Below are 19,314 nucleotides of genomic sequence, written 5' to 3'. Positions count from 1 at the left end.
GGCAGGTAGTTATTTGCCTGGTAAGAATGTTTTGTATTTCGTTATCCATCATACTTTGCTATACTTAGTTAGGGTCCGGTAGTACAGATTTATGAACCAACACGTAAATCTAGGGACGCATCCTGATGTTGGTGTTGTGCAAGCCTGCCTCGTAGTAGGAAGCCTGATCCAACACATCCGCCTCCCACTTGAACCTTGGGTTCAAAGTCTAAAACTGCCGGGCTTTCCATCATTATCCTATCAATGTTACCATTCAAATCTTTAAGCCTAAATGATCGTAGGTATTTTTTAGCGACTTTGTCAGTACGGGGACAATAATGAGTTATTCTTTTATGAGCGACAACAATGCGCCAGTCCATCCTTCCGTGCTAGCATCCATCAATCATGCCAATACAGGGTATGCACCAGCCTATGGGGAGGATGAATTCACCGCCCAGGCCCGCCAACTAATACAAGCACATTTTGGCGGTCAATGTGAGGTCTTGTTTTCTACAACAGGCACGGCTTGTAATGTTATTAGCCTAAAAACACTACTGGAGCCTTATGAGGGGGTAATATGTCCCAAATCTGCGCATTTGAATGTGGATGAGTGCGGTGCGCCTGAAGCCGTCGGTGGTGTCAAATTAATAAGCTGTGAAACAATACAAGGTAAAATAACCCCCGAAAACATTCTTGCTTGCCTACAAGATGTTCGCATGGTACATCGCATCCAACCCAAAGTGGTTTCCATCTCTCAGTGCACCGAGTGGGGAACGGTCTATACTTTAAACGAGTTACAAGCGATAAAGGATATTTGTAGTCGCAATAATCTGTATTTGCATGTCGATGGTGCGCGCCTTGCTAATGCGGCCTGTGCGTTGGATGTCTCATTAAGTGAAATTTGCTTAAATGGCGGCGTTGATATTCTTTCATTTGGCGGCACTAAAAATGGATTAATGGGCGCAGAAGCGATCGTGTTATTTCATCCACACATGAAGCAACGTGCCGCTTTCTTCCATAAACAAATGATGCAATTAAGTAGCAAAATGCGCTATGTTTCAGCTCAATTTATCGCACTTTTGAGTCATGATTTATGGAAAGAAAATGCAAGCCACGCTAATCAAATGGCCAAACAACTGGCAACCTTAGTGAAAGATGATGTTGCCATTGTCATGCCAGTTGAAACCAATGTCGTTTTTGCACAATTACCCAAATCAATCATCGCGCCGTTGCAAAGCCAATATCCGTTTGCTACGTGGGTCTCAGCACAAGGGATCGTTCGTTGGATGACCGACTTTGCCACACCGATAGATGCTGTGAATGAATTTGCAAAAGCCATCAAGGAAGCGTTGAACACAAAAGTGTCAGGGTAATTATCCTGAAATATCGTTAAAGGATTTGAAAGAAGGGAGGCTATATGTATCTGTTATATTCGTTTAATACCCCCAATGGGCTTAAGCCTACCATTCTATTGGAGGAGTTAGGTGTGGATTATAAGATAAAAATAATCGACATCCGGGAAGGAGAGCAGTTTAAGCCTGAATTTTTGAAAATCTCTCCCAATAATAAAATACCTGCGTTGGTTGATGAAGAAACGGGGTTGAGTTTATTTGAGAGTGTGGCTATTTTACAGTATTTAGCAGAAAAGCACGGCAAGTTTTTACCAACCGATTTGACAGAGAAGTTTAAGGTTATGCCATGGTGTTATTTTCAAGTCGGACATGTTGGACCGATGTTTGGGCAGTTTGGCCACTTCCATAAGTTTGCAAAAGAAGATGTTCCTTATGCAAAAAAACGTTATGCCGAGGAAAGCATGCGTATTATGGGCGTCATGGAGCGGCAGTTAGCAACGCATGAATTTATCAGTGGAGAACACTATACCATCGCTGATATGGCGATTTGGCCATGGATTTATGGTTATCAACGCTATTATGAAAGCGGCATTGATAAAAAGCAATTTCCAAGTTTGACAAGATGGTACGAGCAGATCGGCAAGCGAAAAGCAGTCAAAGCAGCGCTTGCTGCTTATGAATGATTTAACCGAACCGTTTTTAAGATGGCTTCAATGCCTTCCCAGTCTTTCGCTTTTATGAGATGGGATGGTGTCAAAGCACTCATGCCAATGCTGATAACGTTGCTTAGATTTAAATAGTGAGCGGCGTTATCAAAACTAATCCCCCCAGTTGGGCAGAAGCTAATTTCAGGGAACACACTGGCAATCGATTGAAGCCAAGGGATTCCGCCAACCACTTCGGCAGGAAATAATTTGAGGCAGTTTAACCCAAATGCTTTGGCTTGCATCACGTCTGATGGCGTTGCAACACCGGGAAGATAAGGCAGAGAATACATGGAGGCAAGGCTTGCTATGGATTGCGTAAACCCCGGGCTTACGGCAAACTTCGCTTTACTTTGCACCACCTGTTCCATGGTATCAATGTCTGTCACCGTCCCTGCCCCAATGGTTAAATGGCTAAACTCTTCGGCAAGGACATTGATAATCGATAATGCGTTGGCGGTTCTTAGGGTGATTTCTAAGGTATTAAACCCATAACGGTGTAATAATTGAGCCAACATACACGCATCTTCAACATGATCAATGGTAATGACAGGGATGATGGGGGATTGTTTTAGGATTTCTTTCATAAAAGTAATGACATCAATAAACATCGCTCTATAATAACCAATATTTTATTGATCACAAGGACATGGATTGAAAATCGCAGCCGTGGGTGAATGTTTAATTGAATTAACGGAATATGCCGATAATCTGATGGCATTAAATTATGCCGGTGATACCTACAACACTTGCTACTATCTAGCCCAGTTAAATAAGCAATGGCAAATTGCCTATGTGACGGCATTAGGGGTGGACCCTTACAGTCAGGCTATGTTGCAAACCTGGAAAAAACTTGGCATTCACTCGGACCTATGCTTGCAATTTGAAAATAAAATTCCTGGTTTGTATTTAGTGAATACCGATGATTTGGGTGAGCGATCGTTTTATTACTATCGTCATCAATCCGCCGCCTCGCAATGGTTAACCCATCCCGATATCAATGCCTGCTTGGAGGCCATTTTAGATTATGATTATCTGTATTTATCGGGCATTAGCTTTGCTATTTTGATGCCAGCTGAGCGGGTGCGGTTGTTGGAGTTTGTGAGTGTTGCCAAAACAGCCGGAGTGGGCATTGTTTATGACAATAATTACCGTCCTAAATTATGGAGCAACCCAAATGATGCCCAGCATTTAGCGAAACAGATGTGTCAGCTATCGGATTGTTTTTTTGTGACCCACGATGATGAAGCGATTTTATTTGGTGATGCTAATGCCAACGCAACGTTTGAGCGCTATCAAGCCTATTCTCCGCCACTATTGGTCGTTAAAGATGGTGCAAGGCCTTGTTTGGTTAGTGATAACGGACAAATGATTCGCCAATCCCCGCCCGTGATTGAAAAAGTCATTGATACAACCGGTGCTGGGGATGCCTTTAATGCGGGATTTTTAAGCGCTTATTGGCAGGGAAAAACGATTGAAGTGGCCATCAAAAAAGCAAGCCAATTGGCCTCTGCAGTGATTCAATGTCGCGGTGCTATCTTACCCATGGGGCATTTTGAACAAAAAGCTGGGCTTGCCGATGGCTAATGAATCATCTAGGAAAAGATAGCCATCTTTATCCTGAGGCGTACCTTCGAGCCCCATCGATGCGGATGTGATGCAAAGTTGTTGATAATTTTCCCCGCCAAAGCAACAACTGGTCGGTCGTTTCACGCCCATCGGAATCACTTTATCGACATTACCGTCAGGCGTATAACAGGTGATGCAACCCCCATCCCAATGCGTACTCCAAACACGGCCTTGGTTGTCCACAGTTAACCCGTCGGGATAGCCTTTAGTAATTTGAGCAAAGACCCGTTGGTTATGGATTGTGCCGGATTGGCTATCAAAATCATACTGATAAATCTGCTGACGTGGGGAATCCGTATAATACATAACGGCATTATCCAAGCTCCAATCGGTGCCATTGCTGACAATCACATTATCTTGTTTAAGCGATAGACGATAGCCATCAAAACAATAAAGGGCAGCAATCGGATTTTGCTCTGAGATGTCCTTTGTCCCAACCCAAAGTCGCCCCATACAATCGACCTTGCCATCATTAAACATCACGTTGTCTGGTAGTTCAGGGTGGTAAAGTGGGTGAATTTCTTGGGTCGATAAATTGACTTCAACGATGTCTCGAGCAAGTGCGGCAATTAAATTACCATTGTCAGCAAGCACAATGCATCCCACCGGCGAGGGCAGGGAAATGGTTTCGATAGTTTGCAAATCGTGTAATAAAGTATGGATGCGCATTTGAGTGATATCCACCCAGTAAAACTGCTTTCGATGTGGGTGCCAAGCAGGACTTTCCCCAAGTTGGTTGCGTGTTTGAGTAATACAGATCATCGGTAATCCATTTTTTTAAAAGTTTGATTTTAATCGAAATAAGAGCTTGCATTCAAGGCTGGATATTTTTATTATGCCTGATAATTTAGGGGTGTGGGGTAAACTAGCCCGCCAATGAACATGTTATCAAGGAAGAAGTGTGGTGCATCAAAAAGCGATATATCTAATCAGTTCCGTTGCCGCGTTAGCAGGATTGCTATTTGGATTTGACACCGGCGTTATTTCTGGCGCTATTTTATTTATTAACAATGACTTTCAACTATCCCACGTCCAAACGGAAGTGGTGGTGAGTGCTGTATTATTCGGTGCTTTTTTTAGTGCACTCATGAGTGGCAGACTCTGTGACATCCATGGACGCAAAAAAGTGATAATTTTAACCGCACTGACCTTTATCGTGGGTACGCTAGTTTGTGCATTTACGCCAAATGTGAATGGCTTGGTTTTAGGACGGTTAATTCTTGGGCTTGCCATCGGAATTGCCTCCTATGCAGCACCGCTTTATTTGGCAGAAATATCACCCAAAAAAACCCGAGGATTTATTGTAACCTTAAATCAATTGGCTATCACCGTCGGGATTTTATTTTCTTATTTAGTCGATTATGCCTTTAGTTATCAGGAGGCCTGGCGGGTAATGTTGTTTGTTGGCATTGTCCCGGCTTTATTATTATTTGTTGGCATGATGTATTTACCGGAAAGCCCTCGTTATTTGCTGCTGAAAAAGAAAGTTGAAGAAGCCCGTCAATTATTAGCTAAAATCCGCCCTGCGAATGAAGTCGAAGACGAATTGAGTGCTATTATTCATAGCCAGGAAGCAAAATCAATTCGAGGTCGCGATTTATGGATGAATAAGCGATTTCGTGCGATCCTGTTGGTTGGTATTACCTTGGCGATATCGCAGCAAGTCACGGGGATTAATACCATCATCTATTATGCGCCAACGATATTTCAACGAGCGGGATTTCACACCACCAATGCGATTTTAGTGACGACTATGATAGGTATCGTGAATGTCGTATCAACGCTGATAGCCCTCCCACTCATCGACAGGATCGGTCGAAAAACCCTGCTTCTCGTGGGTGTGTCAGGCATGTGTATTAGCTTAGTGATGATGGGGTATGCATTTACGCAGCACGTCCTCAATGACAGTCTGCGATATTTGTTAATAACCAGCATGATGGCTTACATTGCTTGCTTTGCCTTCAGTTTGGGACCGATGGTTTTTGTCATTCTTTCGGAGATTTTCCCATTGGCTATTCGAGGCCGTGGCATGAGTTTGGCTATGAGTGGCAACTGGGGCGCAAATACTTTAGTAGCGCTGTCATTTTTATCGATTATTCATCAAATTGGCATGACGCAAACGTTTTATCTATTTGCCCTGATGTGCGTGCTAACCCTTTGTTTTATTTTTTATTTTATACCCGAAACCAAAGGTATTTCGTTAGAACAAATCGAGCGTAACATTGTTGATGGTGTTGCAAGCAGGCACCTCGGTCAGCCAGGAGAAGCCCATGTTGTTGAATGAAAAAGTCATTGTCGTTACCGGTGCTGCTCGAGGAATCGGTTTGGCAATCGCCAAATTTGCCCATCAACAGGGCGCAAGCATTGTGTTGCACGATAGGCCGAAATCCCAATTGCAATCGATAGCTGAGCAGTTTGCTGATCAGGTGACTTATATTGAGGCTGATCTTGCGGATGAACACAACGCCGAAAGGATCATCAATGCGGCAGTTGAAACGTTCGGTCGCATCAACGGGTTAGTTAATTGTGCTGGCATTTATCCTCGAAGCGATATCGATACAAGCCGTTCGTTATTTGATTCGGTGATGGCAGTCAACGTCAAGGCCCCGATGCTGCTTAGCCAACACGCGGTCAAGCATATGAAAATGCAAAAGCAAGGTGGCAGTATTGTCAATATTGGCTCGATAAATGCCCATTGTGGTCAACCCGATTTGCTGGTTTATTCCATGTCCAAAGGGGCATTAATGACCATGACGCGGAATCTTGCAGATGCATTAACAACCGATGGCATTCGCGTCAACCAATTAAATGTTGGTTGGACAGCAACAGAAACGGAAGTTGCTTTGAAACAACGTGAAGGATTAGGCAAAGACTGGCAACGACGAATCCCCACGTTATACGCGCCGCGCGGTCAAATTTTAAAACCAGAAGAGATTGCCCCCCATGTTGCATTTTGGTTATCGGATTGGTCTGCCCCCGTCTCAGGAGCCGTTTATGAACTGGAGCAGTACCCGGTTATTGGTCGCAACCGTATCTGCGATATTTCCCTGTCTTAACTGATTGTCGTTTTAATGGAGTCGTCATGAAAATTATTGATGCAAAGGTCTTTGTCTGTTCTCCAAACCGAAATTTTGTCACCCTCAAAATTATCACCGATGAAGGCATTTATGGCTTAGGAGATGCTACCTTAAATGGCCGTGAGTTGTCCGTGGTCTCTTATTTAGAAGATCATATTCTACCTTGCTTAATTGGCCGCGATCCTTCTCAAATTGAAGATATATGGCAATATTTATATCGCGGGTGTTATTGGCGTCGAGGGCCCGTGACGATGGCTGCTATTGGCGCAGTAGATATGGCTTTATGGGATATCAAAGGAAAAGCACTTAACACGCCTGTCTATAATTTACTCGGTGGTAAAAGCCGTTATGGGGTGATGGTTTATGGTCACGCAAATGGTGCTGATATTAGCGAAACCGTCGAACAAGTGGGTCATTATATTGAGCAAGGCTACCATGCCATTCGTTGTCAATCGGGGATTCCGGGTTTAAAAAATAGTTATGGGGTTGGCAAAGATAAGCTATATTATGAGCCTGCCACCAAGGGCATGCCGGAAGAATGTGAGTGGTCAACGGAAAAATATTTGAATTACACACCAAAATTGTTTGCAAAAATTCGGGATACCTATGGTGATGAGCCCCACTTGCTTCATGATTGCCATCATCGGTTGACGCCTATTGAAGCGGGACGGCTAGGTAAGGAACTGGAGCCCTACCACTTGTTTTGGCTGGAAGATACCGTGCCTTGCGAATTACAAGAAGGCTTCCGCATCATTCGTCAACACACCACCACCCCGCTAGCCGTTGGTGAAGTCTTTAATACGGCCTATGATGCAACCACCTTAATCACTGAACAATTAATTGATTATTTGCGTATGGCCGTGGTGCATGGTGGCGGCATCACCCCAATGAAAAAAATTGCGGCAATGTGTGAGTTATATCACATTAAAACCGGTTGCCACGGGGCAACGGATTTATCGCCCGTTACCATGGCAGCGGCATTGCATTTTGATATCGCTATCAATAATTTTGGCGTTCAAGAGTATATGCGCCATACCGCTTTGACCAATGAGGTATTTAAGCCGACCTACCAGTTTGATAACGGTTATTTAATCCCCAGTGATGCCCCCGGATTAGGCATTGATTTTGATGAGCAGTTAGCGGCCAAATATCCTTATGAGCGCGCCTATTTACCCGTTAATCGTAAATTAGACGGCACGCTATTTAATTGGTAAAGTTATCTTTTTTCGGTCTTAGCGATGGCTAAGACCGAATCCCAACACAGGACATGGGTGATTGAGCAAGGATTGTTGTATGAGGAAAGCCGTTTTAGGGTTGTTAATTTTAGGCTATCTCTTATCCGCTTCCGCTCATGAACCAACAGACGCCTTAATTCAGCAATCCATGCTCTACCAGTCCAAAAAGATTCGGCAAAAACTTGCAGGCAGCCATCACCAATGGCTGCATTCTTATATGAAGCCATCGGTGGAGCGTGTGCTTACAAAAAATGCAGTTTGGTTTGATGCCTATCCCGATGCCATGATTCATGAGGAAGGCCAAACGATTCTGGCTTTTTTTAGTCAAAAAAAATTATGGCGACTCTTTAAATATATTGGCATTGATGCCATTCATACCGGACCGATGCAGCAAGCGGGGGGCTATGAAAGTGGTCAATTGACCCCGAGTGTCGATGGCGGATTTGATCCCATCAGCTTACACATTGATGCTCGTTATGGCACCGACAGCCAATATCGTCAAATGACCCGTCTTGCTAAAGCCTACGGTGGCATGATCATTAGCGATTTAATTCCAGGACATACCGGCAAGGGGATTGATTTCTATTTAGCTTTGCTTGGTTTCAGTGATTATCAAGGTCTTTATACCCTCATTGAAATCCCCAAACGCTATTGGGCTAAACTACCGACGGTTGAAACGGCTTGGCATAGTATCAATTTAACGCAGCCGCAAGTGGAATGGTTAAGCCGTCTGGATATCCTGCCAGGCCATTTGCAACGGGTCTTATTTTCAATGCCAAGCCAGCCTACAACGGGCTGGGATATCACTGGGGAGATTCAGGGCGTTGATGGGAAGATGCATCGCTATGCCTATTTGCATTATTTTAAGCCAGGTCAACCGACGCTGAATTGGTTAGATGCCAGTTTCAGCGCACAGCAGTTGATAAGTGCCCAAATCATTCAGGCCATTGTCCTACTCAAAGCAGATATGTTACGCATTGATGCGAACCCTTTTCTTGGGTTAGAGCGCATTGATAATAGTACGCAAACTCATTCCGAAGGAACGCCATTGGCAATAAATGCCAGCAATACGATTGCGCAAATGATTCGTAAATGGGGCGGCTATTCGTTTCAAGAACTCAATTTATCAGTGGAAAAAATGAAGCAATTCATGGAGCATGGTGCGGATTTTTCCTATGATTTTATTACAAGACCAGCCATTGAACATGCCGTTTTAACAGGGGATGCAAGGCTTCTAAATACTATGATGCAACAGCTGATAAAAGCGCATATTGACGTCAGGCGCTTAGAGCATGGCTTGCAAAATCATGATGAAATTACCTATGAGCTCGTTGAATTGACTGACAACCCCACAAAGCGCTATCTCTATGGGGATAAGCCATTATCGGGCTTTTCGATTAAACAGCAAGTCATTGAGCAGATGCGTCAGAAGGCACTGTCTAAGCCTTATAATGTGATTAATAATAATGGCTTATGTACCACCATGGCAGGATTAGTTGCGACGCGATTGGATATTCAAGATCCTTATCATGCAACCCCAGCGCAAATAGCTAAAATTCAGCAAGGCATGTATTTACTCTTTGCATTTAATGCACTGCTGCCGGGCATCGTTAATATATCCGGTTGGGACTTAGTGGGGGCTTTACCGCTTCGTCGAAATGACAACAGTCCCTATCAAGTCGATTCTGATTGCCGCTGGCTAAATCGAGGCAGCTACGAATTATTTGCCACTAAAAAGCCGCAAGCCACCCTAGCGAAGGCAAAAGCCCTATTTCCACCACTAGCGCAACAAACGAAAAATCAATTATCGTATGTGGGTCAGATAAAAACGTTATTAGATTTTCGTAAACGACAGCAGCTAGCGAAGGCTAAACTGGTAAACGTATTGAATTTAGGGCCGCAAATTAGTGCATTTGTCACCGAGTACCAACAGCAACGCTGGTTGATGGTTTTTAACTTTTCAGATATGCCGATCTCCTTTCATTTGCCGCCACACTTCCAAATTAAAGGCATCGCATTTCACCAACAAGCCACTGGCCAATTGACAAAGGTGAACGCCCTGGATTTTGTTGTTTTCAAACTATCAGTTTAGGTATCCTACTAATCTCTATGAAAACAATGGGTTATTGAAAAAAGAATCCTTTGTTTGAGCTTGTTGGCATGGTTTATATGGACTATACTCTTTACTTCCAATAGATTCAGGAGCGATTTCTATGATTAAACGAGGGATATGTTTAGCCGCGGTTTTTACCGTTGTTGTTTCACCCATCATTTTTTCCAATGCAACGTTTGCGGATGATGCACCTAAAACCAACCAATATTGGTGGCCCAAGCAGCTAGATCTCAGTCCGCTGCGACAAAACGATCCAGCATCCAATCCCATGGGCAAAGAGTATAACTACGCCGCTCAGTTTAACACCCTTGATTTAAATGCAGTGAAGAAAGACATTGAGCAAGTGTTAACAACGTCCCAGGAGTGGTGGCCAGCCGACTATGGCAACTATGGCCCGTTTATCATTCGTATGACCTGGCATGCGGCAGGGACCTATCGAACCATTGATGGTCGGGGTGGTGCCGATGGTGGCATGCAGCGGTTTGCCCCGCTAGACAGTTGGCCTGATAATGCCAGTCTTGATAAAGCACGCCGTTTGCTTTGGCCCATCAAAAAGAAATATGGCGACAAGCTTTCTTGGTCGGATTTGATGGCTTTCGCAGGCAATGTCGCTTTAGAACAAATGGGATTCAAAACCATCGGATTTGCCGGTGGACGTGTGGATGCATGGAAGTCAGAAGAGGTGAATTGGGGGTCGGAAGGCGAGTGGTTGGGTAGCAATCGATTCAGCGGAGACAGACAACTGAAAAAACCATTTGGCGCAACACAAATGGGACTCATCTATGTTAATCCAGAAGGCCCCGATGGCAATCCGGATCCGCTGGCCGCGGCAAAAGACATTCGCGAAACCTTTGGGCGGATGGCGATGAACGATGAAGAAACCGTTGCTCTGATTGCCGGTGGACATGCGTTTGGTAAAGCGCATGGGGCTGCTAATCCAGCAAAATACGTGGGACCTGCTCCTGCAGGCGCACCGATTGAGCAGCAAGGATTTGGCTGGAAAAATAGCTATGGCACTGGCAAAGGTGCTGACACCATTACCAGTGGATTAGAAGGTGCTTGGAGTGTTAGTCCCATCAAATGGAGCCACAATTATTTACAAAACTTATTTAACTTTAATTGGGTTAAAACAAAAAGCCCTGGCGGTGCGACCCAATGGATACCGGATAACAAAGCTGCTGCTAACTTGGTGCCCGATGCACATGACCCTAATAAAAGGCATGCGCCGATCATGTTTACAACCGATTTAGCGCTTAAATTTGATCCAGCGTATCGCAAAATTTCTGAGCGGTTTATGAAAAACCCAGCGGAGTTAGATAGGGCATTTGCCAACGCTTGGTTCAAACTCATCCATCGAGACATGGGGCCACGCTCACGTTACCTTGGCTCCATGGTGCCAACAGAAGTATTTATTTGGCAAGATCCCGTCCCTGCAGTGGATTATGTATTAGTGGATAACCAGGATGTTGCTAAGCTAAAAGGAGAAATTTTAAAATCTGGACTCACGGTTCCAGAACTTGTTAGAACTGCTTGGGCTGCGGCTTCTAGTTTCCGTGGGACGGATATGCGTGGTGGCGCTAATGGTGGACGGTTACGGCTTGCTCCCCAGAAAGACTGGGAGGTGAATAATCCGGCCGAGATAGCAAAAGTGATTAAAGTGCTTGAAGGGATTCAGCAGAACTTCAACAAGGCGCAAACGGGCAATAAAAAAATCTCATTGGCCGATGTCATTGTCCTTGGTGGAGCTGCAGCCATTGAGCAAGCGGCAAAACAAGGTGGTCAAAGTATTCAAGTGCCTTTTACCCCAGGCAGAACGGATGCAACCCAAGAGCAAACCGATGCTGTGGCGATGGAAGTATTGAAGCCGACGGCAGATGGGTTCCGTAACTTCTACGACAAAAGTAACAAACGTTCCCCGGAACAGATGTTGGTGGAAAAAGCGACCTTCTTAAATTTATCCGTACCGGAAATGACGGTATTAGTCGGTGGCCTCCGTGCATTGAATGCCAATACTGGGCAGACAGAATATGGCGTTTTAACCAACAAACCCGGCGTTTTGACCAATGATTTCTTTGTCAATCTAGTGGATATGTCGACGCAGTGGCAAAAATCACCGACAACAGAAGGGATCTACGAAGGTAAAGATAGAAAAACGGGCCAATTGAAATGGAAAGCCACGGCGGTGGATCTGATTTTTGGGGCTAATTCAGAATTAAGGGCCGTTGCTGAAGTGTATGCCACTGACAATGCACAAGCGAAGTTTACCCAAGATTTTGTCAATGCCTGGGTCAAAGTGATGATGCTCGACCGCTTCGATCAACAAAATCCCGCCAACCAGTCATAAATATTGATAGGTCAGGCCTCGGCCTGACCTATCCTCATTACGCTAATCCGCACCTTAAAAAATAACTGTTAAAAATTGTAAGCAATTAATTTAATTTGCATTTTTACCTGTACAAATCCAAAAAATCTTCTAAATTGTAATTAGGGGATACATAAACATCAATCAAGAAAATGTCTCAATCCCCCATCAGATGTTAATGCCGTGAAAACTATACGCTCATCAATCAAACAAAATCGATAGAAAGCGTGGTGATTAATTTAGCTAAAAGGAGTTAGCATGTCACAGCAACGACAAGAATTACCTAAAAAAGATAAAGTAACCATTAGTCTGTTTAGTGTCGAAAATAAACAGGGAACTTACAACCGAGGAATGTTTTCCGCAGAAACAGTCGAAGATATTAAGAAAATAAAAGACGGATTGACAGAAGCGGCTCGCAAAGCAGGCCGTGAACCACCAGAAGTCGTGTTATCTGTTATGCTAATCCCTGATTGGACAAGAGAAGATAACGCATACACGGATGCAACCTATTTAGGTATCAAAGAAACCTTCATGGAAGAAGTAGGTGAGACCTTTGGTGATATCGCAACCGTTCATGACTTTTATAATCAAGCAAACTTAACCCAGGATGAAAAACAATATTTGCATGGTATGGGTATTCCGGGGGTTGGCGGTTTAGGAAGCTGCGCTGATATGATTAAGACCCACTCAATCTACGACAATCGGGATCGTCGTCATTTAAACATCGACAGCAATACAAAAATTGTTGATTTTGATGCATTCTATCGAGATACTTTTGGGGCCGAAGACCAACAAGATTTGTTGAATGCCAGTTACTATGATCCAAATTATGTGTCTGTTCATAACAAAATTGTTTATACCCATCCACAGGGTGCGTTAGCTCAAGAACTGGGTGTCGAACTGCAGGGCTATTGCGCTGCCCATAAAAATGATGCTGCGGATAAGCTGAAAAATTCCGTGTATGCAAAAGCGTTTACTGCGGCAACAACCCGACTAGGTATAAGCGATCGGGTGCAAGTAGGTGCTGACCGCTTTGTTCATCGAGCCAATTTAGAGCACCCAGCTTTTGGCTTAACTCAACATGTGGTGACTGCCATCAACATGTCTTGGGCACCCGCTGGTGCGGAAGGGAATTTGGATCATTTAAAACAAATACGACCAATAGAAGTGGGTCATACAAAAATTGATTTTCAGGCATTCCAATACATTGTTAAGAAAAACACCAGTGTCATGTGGCATGAAGAAGTTGGCCTAACGGAACATGATAAACCTGCTCGCAAAGCGTTACTCGACATTTCAAATGTGCCGGCCGATGATCATTATGCGAGAAGCTTTTATGATCACACTTGCAGAGTCGCTCCGGAAAAGGCCGTTGATCTGGTCAACATGATACCCAATACCCCGGATGGGGAGCGATTTTGTCGACGGGCATTCAACTGTTCGTTATTGCAATTAAAGCTGCATGCCCAATCCGTACATCTTGACCATTTGCAAGAACGTCTGCAGACTATTGGTCATTCGCTTGATAATATTGGACATCGTTTACAGGCCTTGGACAGAGATCTCATTGCACTAGATCGGCGCTTAGATAGCCTATCGCAGCGATTGGAAGCCTTCGATCACCATCTCTCCCAGTTAATGACGCACACACATGGTGAGTTAGCTGACAAGACAATCGGTATGAAAGCACAGCTAGCCCATTTGAAAGAGGGGGATTCCCCTAAAGCAGAAATTTCGGTTCATATAAAGTAAAAATCGATAAAAAATGAAATTTAATTGAAATGTAAAACAGTCTATTGAAGGAGATACCATGTTTAGAAAGAACGAAATGAAAGAACAAGATTTGAATGAGCTAATTGATATTGAAAGAACGCAGCAAAGCCAATTATTAACCTTGGTTGACTTAGGGCAATTTAAGCAATTAGAAGCACTGTTAGAGAATGGGAAACAAGATATCAATAAACCTAATGAGTCCGGCGATACAGCAGCTATTCTGGCTGCAAAACGTAACGATCTGGACATGCTAAAGTTATTGACGAGCCATGGTGCGGATTTAAGCTGCGAAAATTTCTTTCATCAAAGCGCTAAGACGTGGGCTGAAAAATATCAGAATAAAGATATGATTAGTTTTATCAATGATCACCCAACACCAAAATCAGGACTTAATATCTAGATTGTCAATAATAGTTAACCTTTCTTCAAGGGGCAGCAAGCTGCCCCTTTATTTCTTGTTTTGAACGATGGATCGCCAGATACCAGCTTGGCAGGACGATCAACGTTAATAGTGTTGAAGAAATTAGACCACCGATGACCACCGTGGCAAGAGGCCTTTGGACTTCAGCCCCCATTCCCATCGATAAGGCCATGGGCAAAAAGCCCAAGGCAGCCACTAATGCCGTCATTAATACAGGGCGAAGGCGCGTGGCAGCGCCCCGAATCGTTGCATAGACTAGCGTGTGGTTCTGTCGACGTAATTGTGCAATAAATGAAATCATCACTAAGCCATTTAATACGGCAATACCGGACAACGCGATGAAACCGATGGCCGCTGAAATGGATAACGGTATCTCGCGAAGCCAAAGAGTAATCACCCCGCCGGACAATGCCAAAGGAATGCCAGTAAATACCAAGAGCGAGTCACGCGTATTCCCTAATGCGCTGAAAAGTAGAATAAATATCATGACTAACGTGATCGGGATGATAATGGCTAGTCGTTTTGTCGCCGAGGTAAGGTGTTCAAATTGACCGCCATATTCGATCCAATATCCTTCCGGAAGTTGTATCTGAGATTGAATCGCTTTTTGGGTATCTGTGACAAACGCTTGTAAATCTTGCCCCCGCACGTTGGTGCTAATGATAATGCGTCGCTTGCCATTCTCACGACTAATTTGATTGGGTCCTTCCTTTTCGACAAGGCTAGCCACCTCGCTTAAAGGGATCATGTGTTTAATATGATTGGGCCTGGGCGGCAATTCGATATAAATCCTATTCAACACACTGGGGTCGGAACGATGTTGTTCGGGTAGGCGCACCACTAAATCAAAACGCTTGTCTCCTTCATAAACAACACCTGTGATAGTGCCGCCCAAACTGGCTTGAATCGCATCTTGAACCGTGGCAATCTGCAAGCCGTATAATGCTAAACTGTTGCGATCAATGGTGATATTTAATGTCGGTAAACCTGCCACTTGTTCAATGCGGCTGTCTACCGCACCAGGGATTTTTTGTACAACAGCTAAAATTGCCTGAGCCTTGTTTAATAATAGCTGCAGATCATCGCCATAGACTTTAATGGCGACATCTGCTCGAACACCGGATAATAATTCATTAAAGCGCATTTGGATGGGTTGAGTAAATTCATATTGATGGCCAAGCTCCTGGGCGAGTGCTTTTTGCATGTCTTCGATTAATAGCGACTTGCTAAGCGACTTGTTTGGCCATTCGTTTCTGGGTTTTAGTATGACAAACGTGTCGGCGACATTCGGGGGCATTGGATCGGTGGCGATATCGGATGTCCCTATTTTAGAAAAAACCCGTTTTACTTGTGGGAATGTTTGCAAACGATGTTCAACCTTTTTTTGCATGGTAATGGATTGGCTTAAGCTGGTTGAAGGAATGCGGATGGCATGAAGTGCAATGTCTCCTTCGTCTAATGTCGGAATAAACTCAGCACCCATACGCATCATCAGAAAGAAGCTGGCAAGAACGAGTAGAATGGCTGATAGGCTAATCCATTTTCCTTGACGAATACTGAGGCTAAGAATGGGATGATAGACGCTTCTTAACCAACCCAACAAGCGATTGCGGTGAATATCAAGTCTTCCGGATAAAAACACGGCTAACGAGGCTGGTATGAAAGTTAGGCATAAAAGGATGGAAGAGGCTAAGGCGATAATCACTGTTTGCGCCATCGGTTGAAATAATTTTCCTTCAACCCCTTGAAGGGTTAAGATGGGGATATAGACTAACATGATAATCGTCACCCCAAATAAGCTGGGGCGAATGACTTCCGTTGCACTGGTTTGAGTAAGTGTTAGCTTTTCTTTGAGAGAAAGTTTTCTGCCTATTCGTTGCTGTTGCTGCCCTAATCGCTTCATACAGTTTTCAACAATGATCACTGCCCCATCAACAATCAGACCAAAATCAAGCGCACCCAGACTCATGAGATTGGCACTGATGGATTGACTCACCATGCCGGTGATGGTCATGAGCATGGTCAATGGGATGACTGCTGCTGTGATTATTGCTGCGCGCATATTGCCAAGGAAAATAAACAGAACAACGATGACTAGCAAAGCGCCTTCGATCAAATTCTTTTTCACCGTGCTAATTGTTTCATTAATGAGATAAGTGCGGTTATAAACGGGTACGGCCTTGACGCCTTTCGGTAAGCTTTGATTAATGACCGCTAGTTTTTTATTGACGGCCTGCGAGACAACGCGAGAATTTTCACCCATCAACATAGAAACCGTCACAATGACGGTTTCTTTACCTTCGGCTAAGCCAGCACCTTGGCGCAATTCATGGCCGATACCGACTTCTGCGATATCCCCCACACGAATCGGAACGCCCTTTTTGGTTTTAATGACGACCCGCTCGATATCGTGCATTGAATGTAATTGTCCAGGAGCACGCAATAAATACTGTTGCCCCTGCTTTTCAATATAACCGGCACCGATGTTATCATTGTTTTGCTTCAAGGCATTTTCAACGTCTTTCAATGTTAATCCCGATTGCAGTAATTTTGTTAAATCAGGTGCGACTTGATATTGTTTGTTAAAGCCGCCTATGGCATTTACCTCAGCAACGCCGGTGATGTTGCGAAGTTGGGGACGGATGACCCAATCCTGAAGGGTTCGCAATTTTAGCAGTGTGTATTTCTCAGGTTGCGTTGTTTCTAGGCGATACATATAAATTTCGCCGAGCCCCGTTGTAATCGGACCCATCATGGGTTGGGCATTTTCAGGCAAGCTCTGATGGATTGCTTGTAACCGTTCAGCAATTTGTTGACGGGCGAAATAAATGTCGGTTCCTTCCTGAAAAACAACGGTTATTTGTGATAATCCATAGCGAGACAGCGAACGAGTATAGTCCAATTTGGGCACCCCGCTCATAGCGACCTCAATGGGGTAGGTGATACGTTGCTCAACTTCCAATGGCGTATAACCGGGTACTTCTGTGTTGATCTGGACCTGAACATTGGTGATGTCGGGAACGGCGTCAATGGCAAGTTGCGTTGCTTTATAAACCCCAAGGATGGCTAATAACAAAACAGCAACTAGGATGAGCCAGCGATGGTTAATTGAAAAACGAATAATCCGGTTAAGCATGGTGCATCCTTAATGGCCTGTCTCTTGGTCACTTCTCACCGAAACGTCATATTTGGCGCATCTCGAGAGAAAATGATTCAAAAAAGTGCTCACATACTGATGTATGCTGCGCATTTTTTGAATCATTTTCTCCCGACCTGCACACAAATCTGACGTTTCCCCGTAAATTCTATATTTGTGTAGAAGAGTCAGCTTAATGGCTGTGAGCCGCTTGATCTTTTTCTAACTCAGCTTTTAACAAGAAGCTCTGCTTCGTTGCATAATATTGGCCTTGTTTTAGACCCGATTCGATTTGGGTATATTTATCCCCCCGAATACCAAGTTTGACCGGGCTTGCTTTAAACCCTTTATCCGTCCGCACAAAAACAACGGGTGTTTGCTCAATAGTATGAATCGCCTCATTAAGCACAGCAATGGGGACTTTTTGCTCTTTAATCGTAATGTGGGCATCGACATATAATCCAGGCAACCAGGTTAATCGGTTATTACGGTTATCTAGTTCCGCTCTTGCCAGGACTGTTTGGGTGTGTTCCACACCAAGTGGCGAGACATAATTGATCGTTGTCGTTTGGCCCAGACCATTGTGTTGATCATGGTATATTGTCACGGATTGTCCCGTATAGATAGCACGCGCTTGTTTTCGATAAATAAATAAGTCTACCCATACCTTGGATAAATCGGCCAATCGATAAATGGCGCTGCTATTAGTCACATGTTCGCCAGGATTGGCCGTTTTATTGACAATATAGCCCGAAAACGGTGCAGTAATTGAATACGTTTGTAAGGTGTGATCACTTTCAATAGTTGCCAGTATGTCGCCTTGTTCAACTTTATCGCCAAGTTGTTTGGTAAGCTTTTGAATAATGCCATCATAGCGGGGGTAAATATACAGCGTTTTATTTGCATTTGGCACAATTTTACCAACAACTTCGAGTGTGATTAGAATGGTTTGCGGGCCTGCTATTGCTACGTGGATTTGATTGTGATCAACGGCTTCGTTTGAGACAGCCACGGCGCGATTTTCTTCAGGTTGGTTAAAGTCACTGGCAAAGACGTTTTGGATTAACAGAAAAATTAAGAGGCCATATCTCATAAAAAGTCCTTATTGGATGTCCCAAGCAGTAAGCCATGCATCATGATACTTGCTCGTTCTAGATCAGCATGTGCTTCAATGTAGTGTTGTTGTTCATTAATCAAGCGACGCATGGCTAATGTTAAATCAGCAAATGTGTACAACCCTTTACTGTAACCAATCATTGCTAATTTCTGGGCATTTTGTGCCATGGGTAATAATTTGGTTCGCACGATGTTTGCTTCGATAGCTCGCTGCTTGGCGTGCAGATAGTTTTTATAGAGTTGTTGTTCCAAGGATAATTTTTGTGCATGGAGATCTTTTAGAGCCTGGGTATATTGTGCCTCTGCGGTGACAAGATTACCTTGGTTGGTCCGACCCGGATACATCGGTAACACAAGTGACCGGATACATAGGTAACAGTTAACATATTCTCAGATGAACGCTTAGGAGTCTGAGAT

At 44.1% G+C, this 19,314-nt stretch carries 15 protein-coding genes and 1 other RNA gene; 11 read left to right on the top strand and 5 right to left on the bottom strand.

Translation table 11 applies throughout. The annotated features are described in order from the left end of the window. Nucleotides 1-70: 70 nt before the first annotated feature. The 3 genes from ssrS (at nt 71) to AB3348_RS12850 (ending at nt 2,014) form a co-directional block, all read left to right on the top strand. A non-coding RNA gene (gene ssrS, locus AB3348_RS12860) (6S RNA) lies at nt 71-227 on the top strand. A 90-nt stretch (nt 228-317) separates the two neighbouring features. Further along, nucleotides 318-1,352: a low specificity L-threonine aldolase gene (locus tag AB3348_RS12855; protein WP_367608003.1), complete on the top strand. Its 1,035-nt coding sequence runs from the start codon at nt 318-320 to the stop codon at nt 1,350-1,352. Between the two features lie 44 nt (nt 1,353-1,396). Beyond that, the gene (locus AB3348_RS12850; RefSeq protein WP_367608002.1) at nt 1,397-2,014 is read left to right on the top strand and encodes a glutathione S-transferase N-terminal domain-containing protein; all 618 of its coding nucleotides are present in this window, start codon (nt 1,397-1,399) and stop codon (nt 2,012-2,014) included. On the opposite strand, the gene eda is transcribed toward AB3348_RS12850, so the two are convergent. Further along, nucleotides 2,005-2,646, bottom strand: a complete 642-nt coding sequence (gene eda / locus AB3348_RS12845; protein ID WP_367608001.1) for a bifunctional 4-hydroxy-2-oxoglutarate aldolase/2-dehydro-3-deoxy-phosphogluconate aldolase — start codon at nt 2,644-2,646, stop codon at nt 2,005-2,007. The genes AB3348_RS12850 and eda overlap by 10 nt on opposite strands. 43 nt (nt 2,647-2,689) lie before the next feature. Here eda and AB3348_RS12840 point away from each other — a divergent pair, with 43 nt between their 5' ends. Continuing rightward, nucleotides 2,690-3,622 (top strand): sugar kinase, encoded by a 933-nt coding sequence (locus AB3348_RS12840; protein ID WP_367608000.1) that lies wholly within the window; start codon nt 2,690-2,692, stop codon nt 3,620-3,622. On the opposite strand, the gene AB3348_RS12835 is transcribed toward AB3348_RS12840, so the two are convergent. Next, on the bottom strand, nt 3,575-4,426 hold the full coding sequence (locus AB3348_RS12835) for an SMP-30/gluconolactonase/LRE family protein (protein WP_367607999.1): 852 nt from the start codon (nt 4,424-4,426) through the stop codon (nt 3,575-3,577). The two genes, AB3348_RS12840 and AB3348_RS12835, sit on opposite strands and share 48 nt — an antisense overlap. Nucleotides 4,427-4,565: 139 nt before the next feature. Here AB3348_RS12835 and AB3348_RS12830 point away from each other — a divergent pair, with 139 nt between their 5' ends. The 7 genes from AB3348_RS12830 to AB3348_RS12800 all read left to right on the top strand — a co-directional run bounded on the left by AB3348_RS12830 (nt 4,566) and on the right by AB3348_RS12800 (nt 14,624). Beyond that, nucleotides 4,566-5,948 carry a sugar porter family MFS transporter gene (locus tag AB3348_RS12830; protein WP_367607998.1) on the top strand — a complete coding sequence of 461 codons (1,383 nt, stop codon included), beginning with the start codon at nt 4,566-4,568 and terminating at the stop codon, nt 5,946-5,948. Further along, nucleotides 5,935-6,720: an oxidoreductase gene (locus AB3348_RS12825; protein WP_367607997.1), complete on the top strand. Its 786-nt coding sequence runs from the start codon at nt 5,935-5,937 to the stop codon at nt 6,718-6,720. The genes AB3348_RS12830 and AB3348_RS12825 overlap by 14 nt, the downstream gene beginning before the upstream one ends. Before the next feature lie 26 nt (nt 6,721-6,746). Beyond that, nucleotides 6,747-7,955, top strand: coding sequence for a D-mannonate dehydratase ManD (gene manD / locus AB3348_RS12820; protein ID WP_367607996.1), 1,209 nt, complete (start codon nt 6,747-6,749; stop codon nt 7,953-7,955). Nucleotides 7,956-8,034: 79 nt separating this feature from the next. Then, on the top strand, nt 8,035-10,068 hold the full coding sequence (locus tag AB3348_RS12815) for an alpha-amylase family glycosyl hydrolase (protein WP_367607995.1): 2,034 nt from the start codon (nt 8,035-8,037) through the stop codon (nt 10,066-10,068). A gap of 121 nt (nt 10,069-10,189) precedes the next feature. Further along, a complete protein-coding gene (gene katG, locus AB3348_RS12810) occupies nt 10,190-12,433 on the top strand; it encodes a catalase/peroxidase HPI (RefSeq protein WP_367607994.1) in 2,244 nt (747 codons plus the stop codon). 276 nt (nt 12,434-12,709) lie between these two features. Then, on the top strand, nt 12,710-14,203 hold the full coding sequence (locus AB3348_RS12805) for a hypothetical protein (RefSeq protein ID WP_367607993.1): 1,494 nt from the start codon (nt 12,710-12,712) through the stop codon (nt 14,201-14,203). Nucleotides 14,204-14,261: 58 nt separating this feature from the next. Next, nucleotides 14,262-14,624: an ankyrin repeat domain-containing protein gene (locus AB3348_RS12800; RefSeq protein ID WP_367607992.1), complete on the top strand. Its 363-nt coding sequence runs from the start codon at nt 14,262-14,264 to the stop codon at nt 14,622-14,624. Between the two features lie 25 nt (nt 14,625-14,649). Here AB3348_RS12800 and AB3348_RS12795 read toward each other — a convergent pair whose 3' ends face one another. The 3 genes from AB3348_RS12795 to AB3348_RS12785 all read right to left on the bottom strand — a co-directional run bounded on the left by AB3348_RS12795 (nt 14,650) and on the right by AB3348_RS12785 (nt 19,242). Continuing rightward, nucleotides 14,650-17,781: an efflux RND transporter permease subunit gene (locus tag AB3348_RS12795; protein ID WP_367607991.1), complete on the bottom strand. Its 3,132-nt coding sequence runs from the start codon at nt 17,779-17,781 to the stop codon at nt 14,650-14,652. A gap of 193 nt (nt 17,782-17,974) precedes the next feature. Continuing rightward, entirely contained in the window at nt 17,975-18,874 is a 900-nt protein-coding gene (locus tag AB3348_RS12790) for an efflux RND transporter periplasmic adaptor subunit (RefSeq protein WP_367607990.1), read from the bottom strand. Beyond that, nucleotides 18,871-19,242 (bottom strand): hypothetical protein, encoded by a 372-nt coding sequence (locus AB3348_RS12785; protein WP_367607989.1) that lies wholly within the window; start codon nt 19,240-19,242, stop codon nt 18,871-18,873. The genes AB3348_RS12790 and AB3348_RS12785 overlap by 4 nt, the downstream gene beginning before the upstream one ends. Between the last annotated feature and the right edge of the window lie 72 nt (nt 19,243-19,314).

It is taken from the genome of Legionella sp. W05-934-2, assembly GCF_964199965.1.
Taxonomy (GTDB): Bacteria; Pseudomonadota; Gammaproteobacteria; order Legionellales; family Legionellaceae; genus JAFIFT01.
Note: the sequence above shows the minus strand (reverse complement) of the source record. Positions and strands in the feature narration are given on the sequence as shown.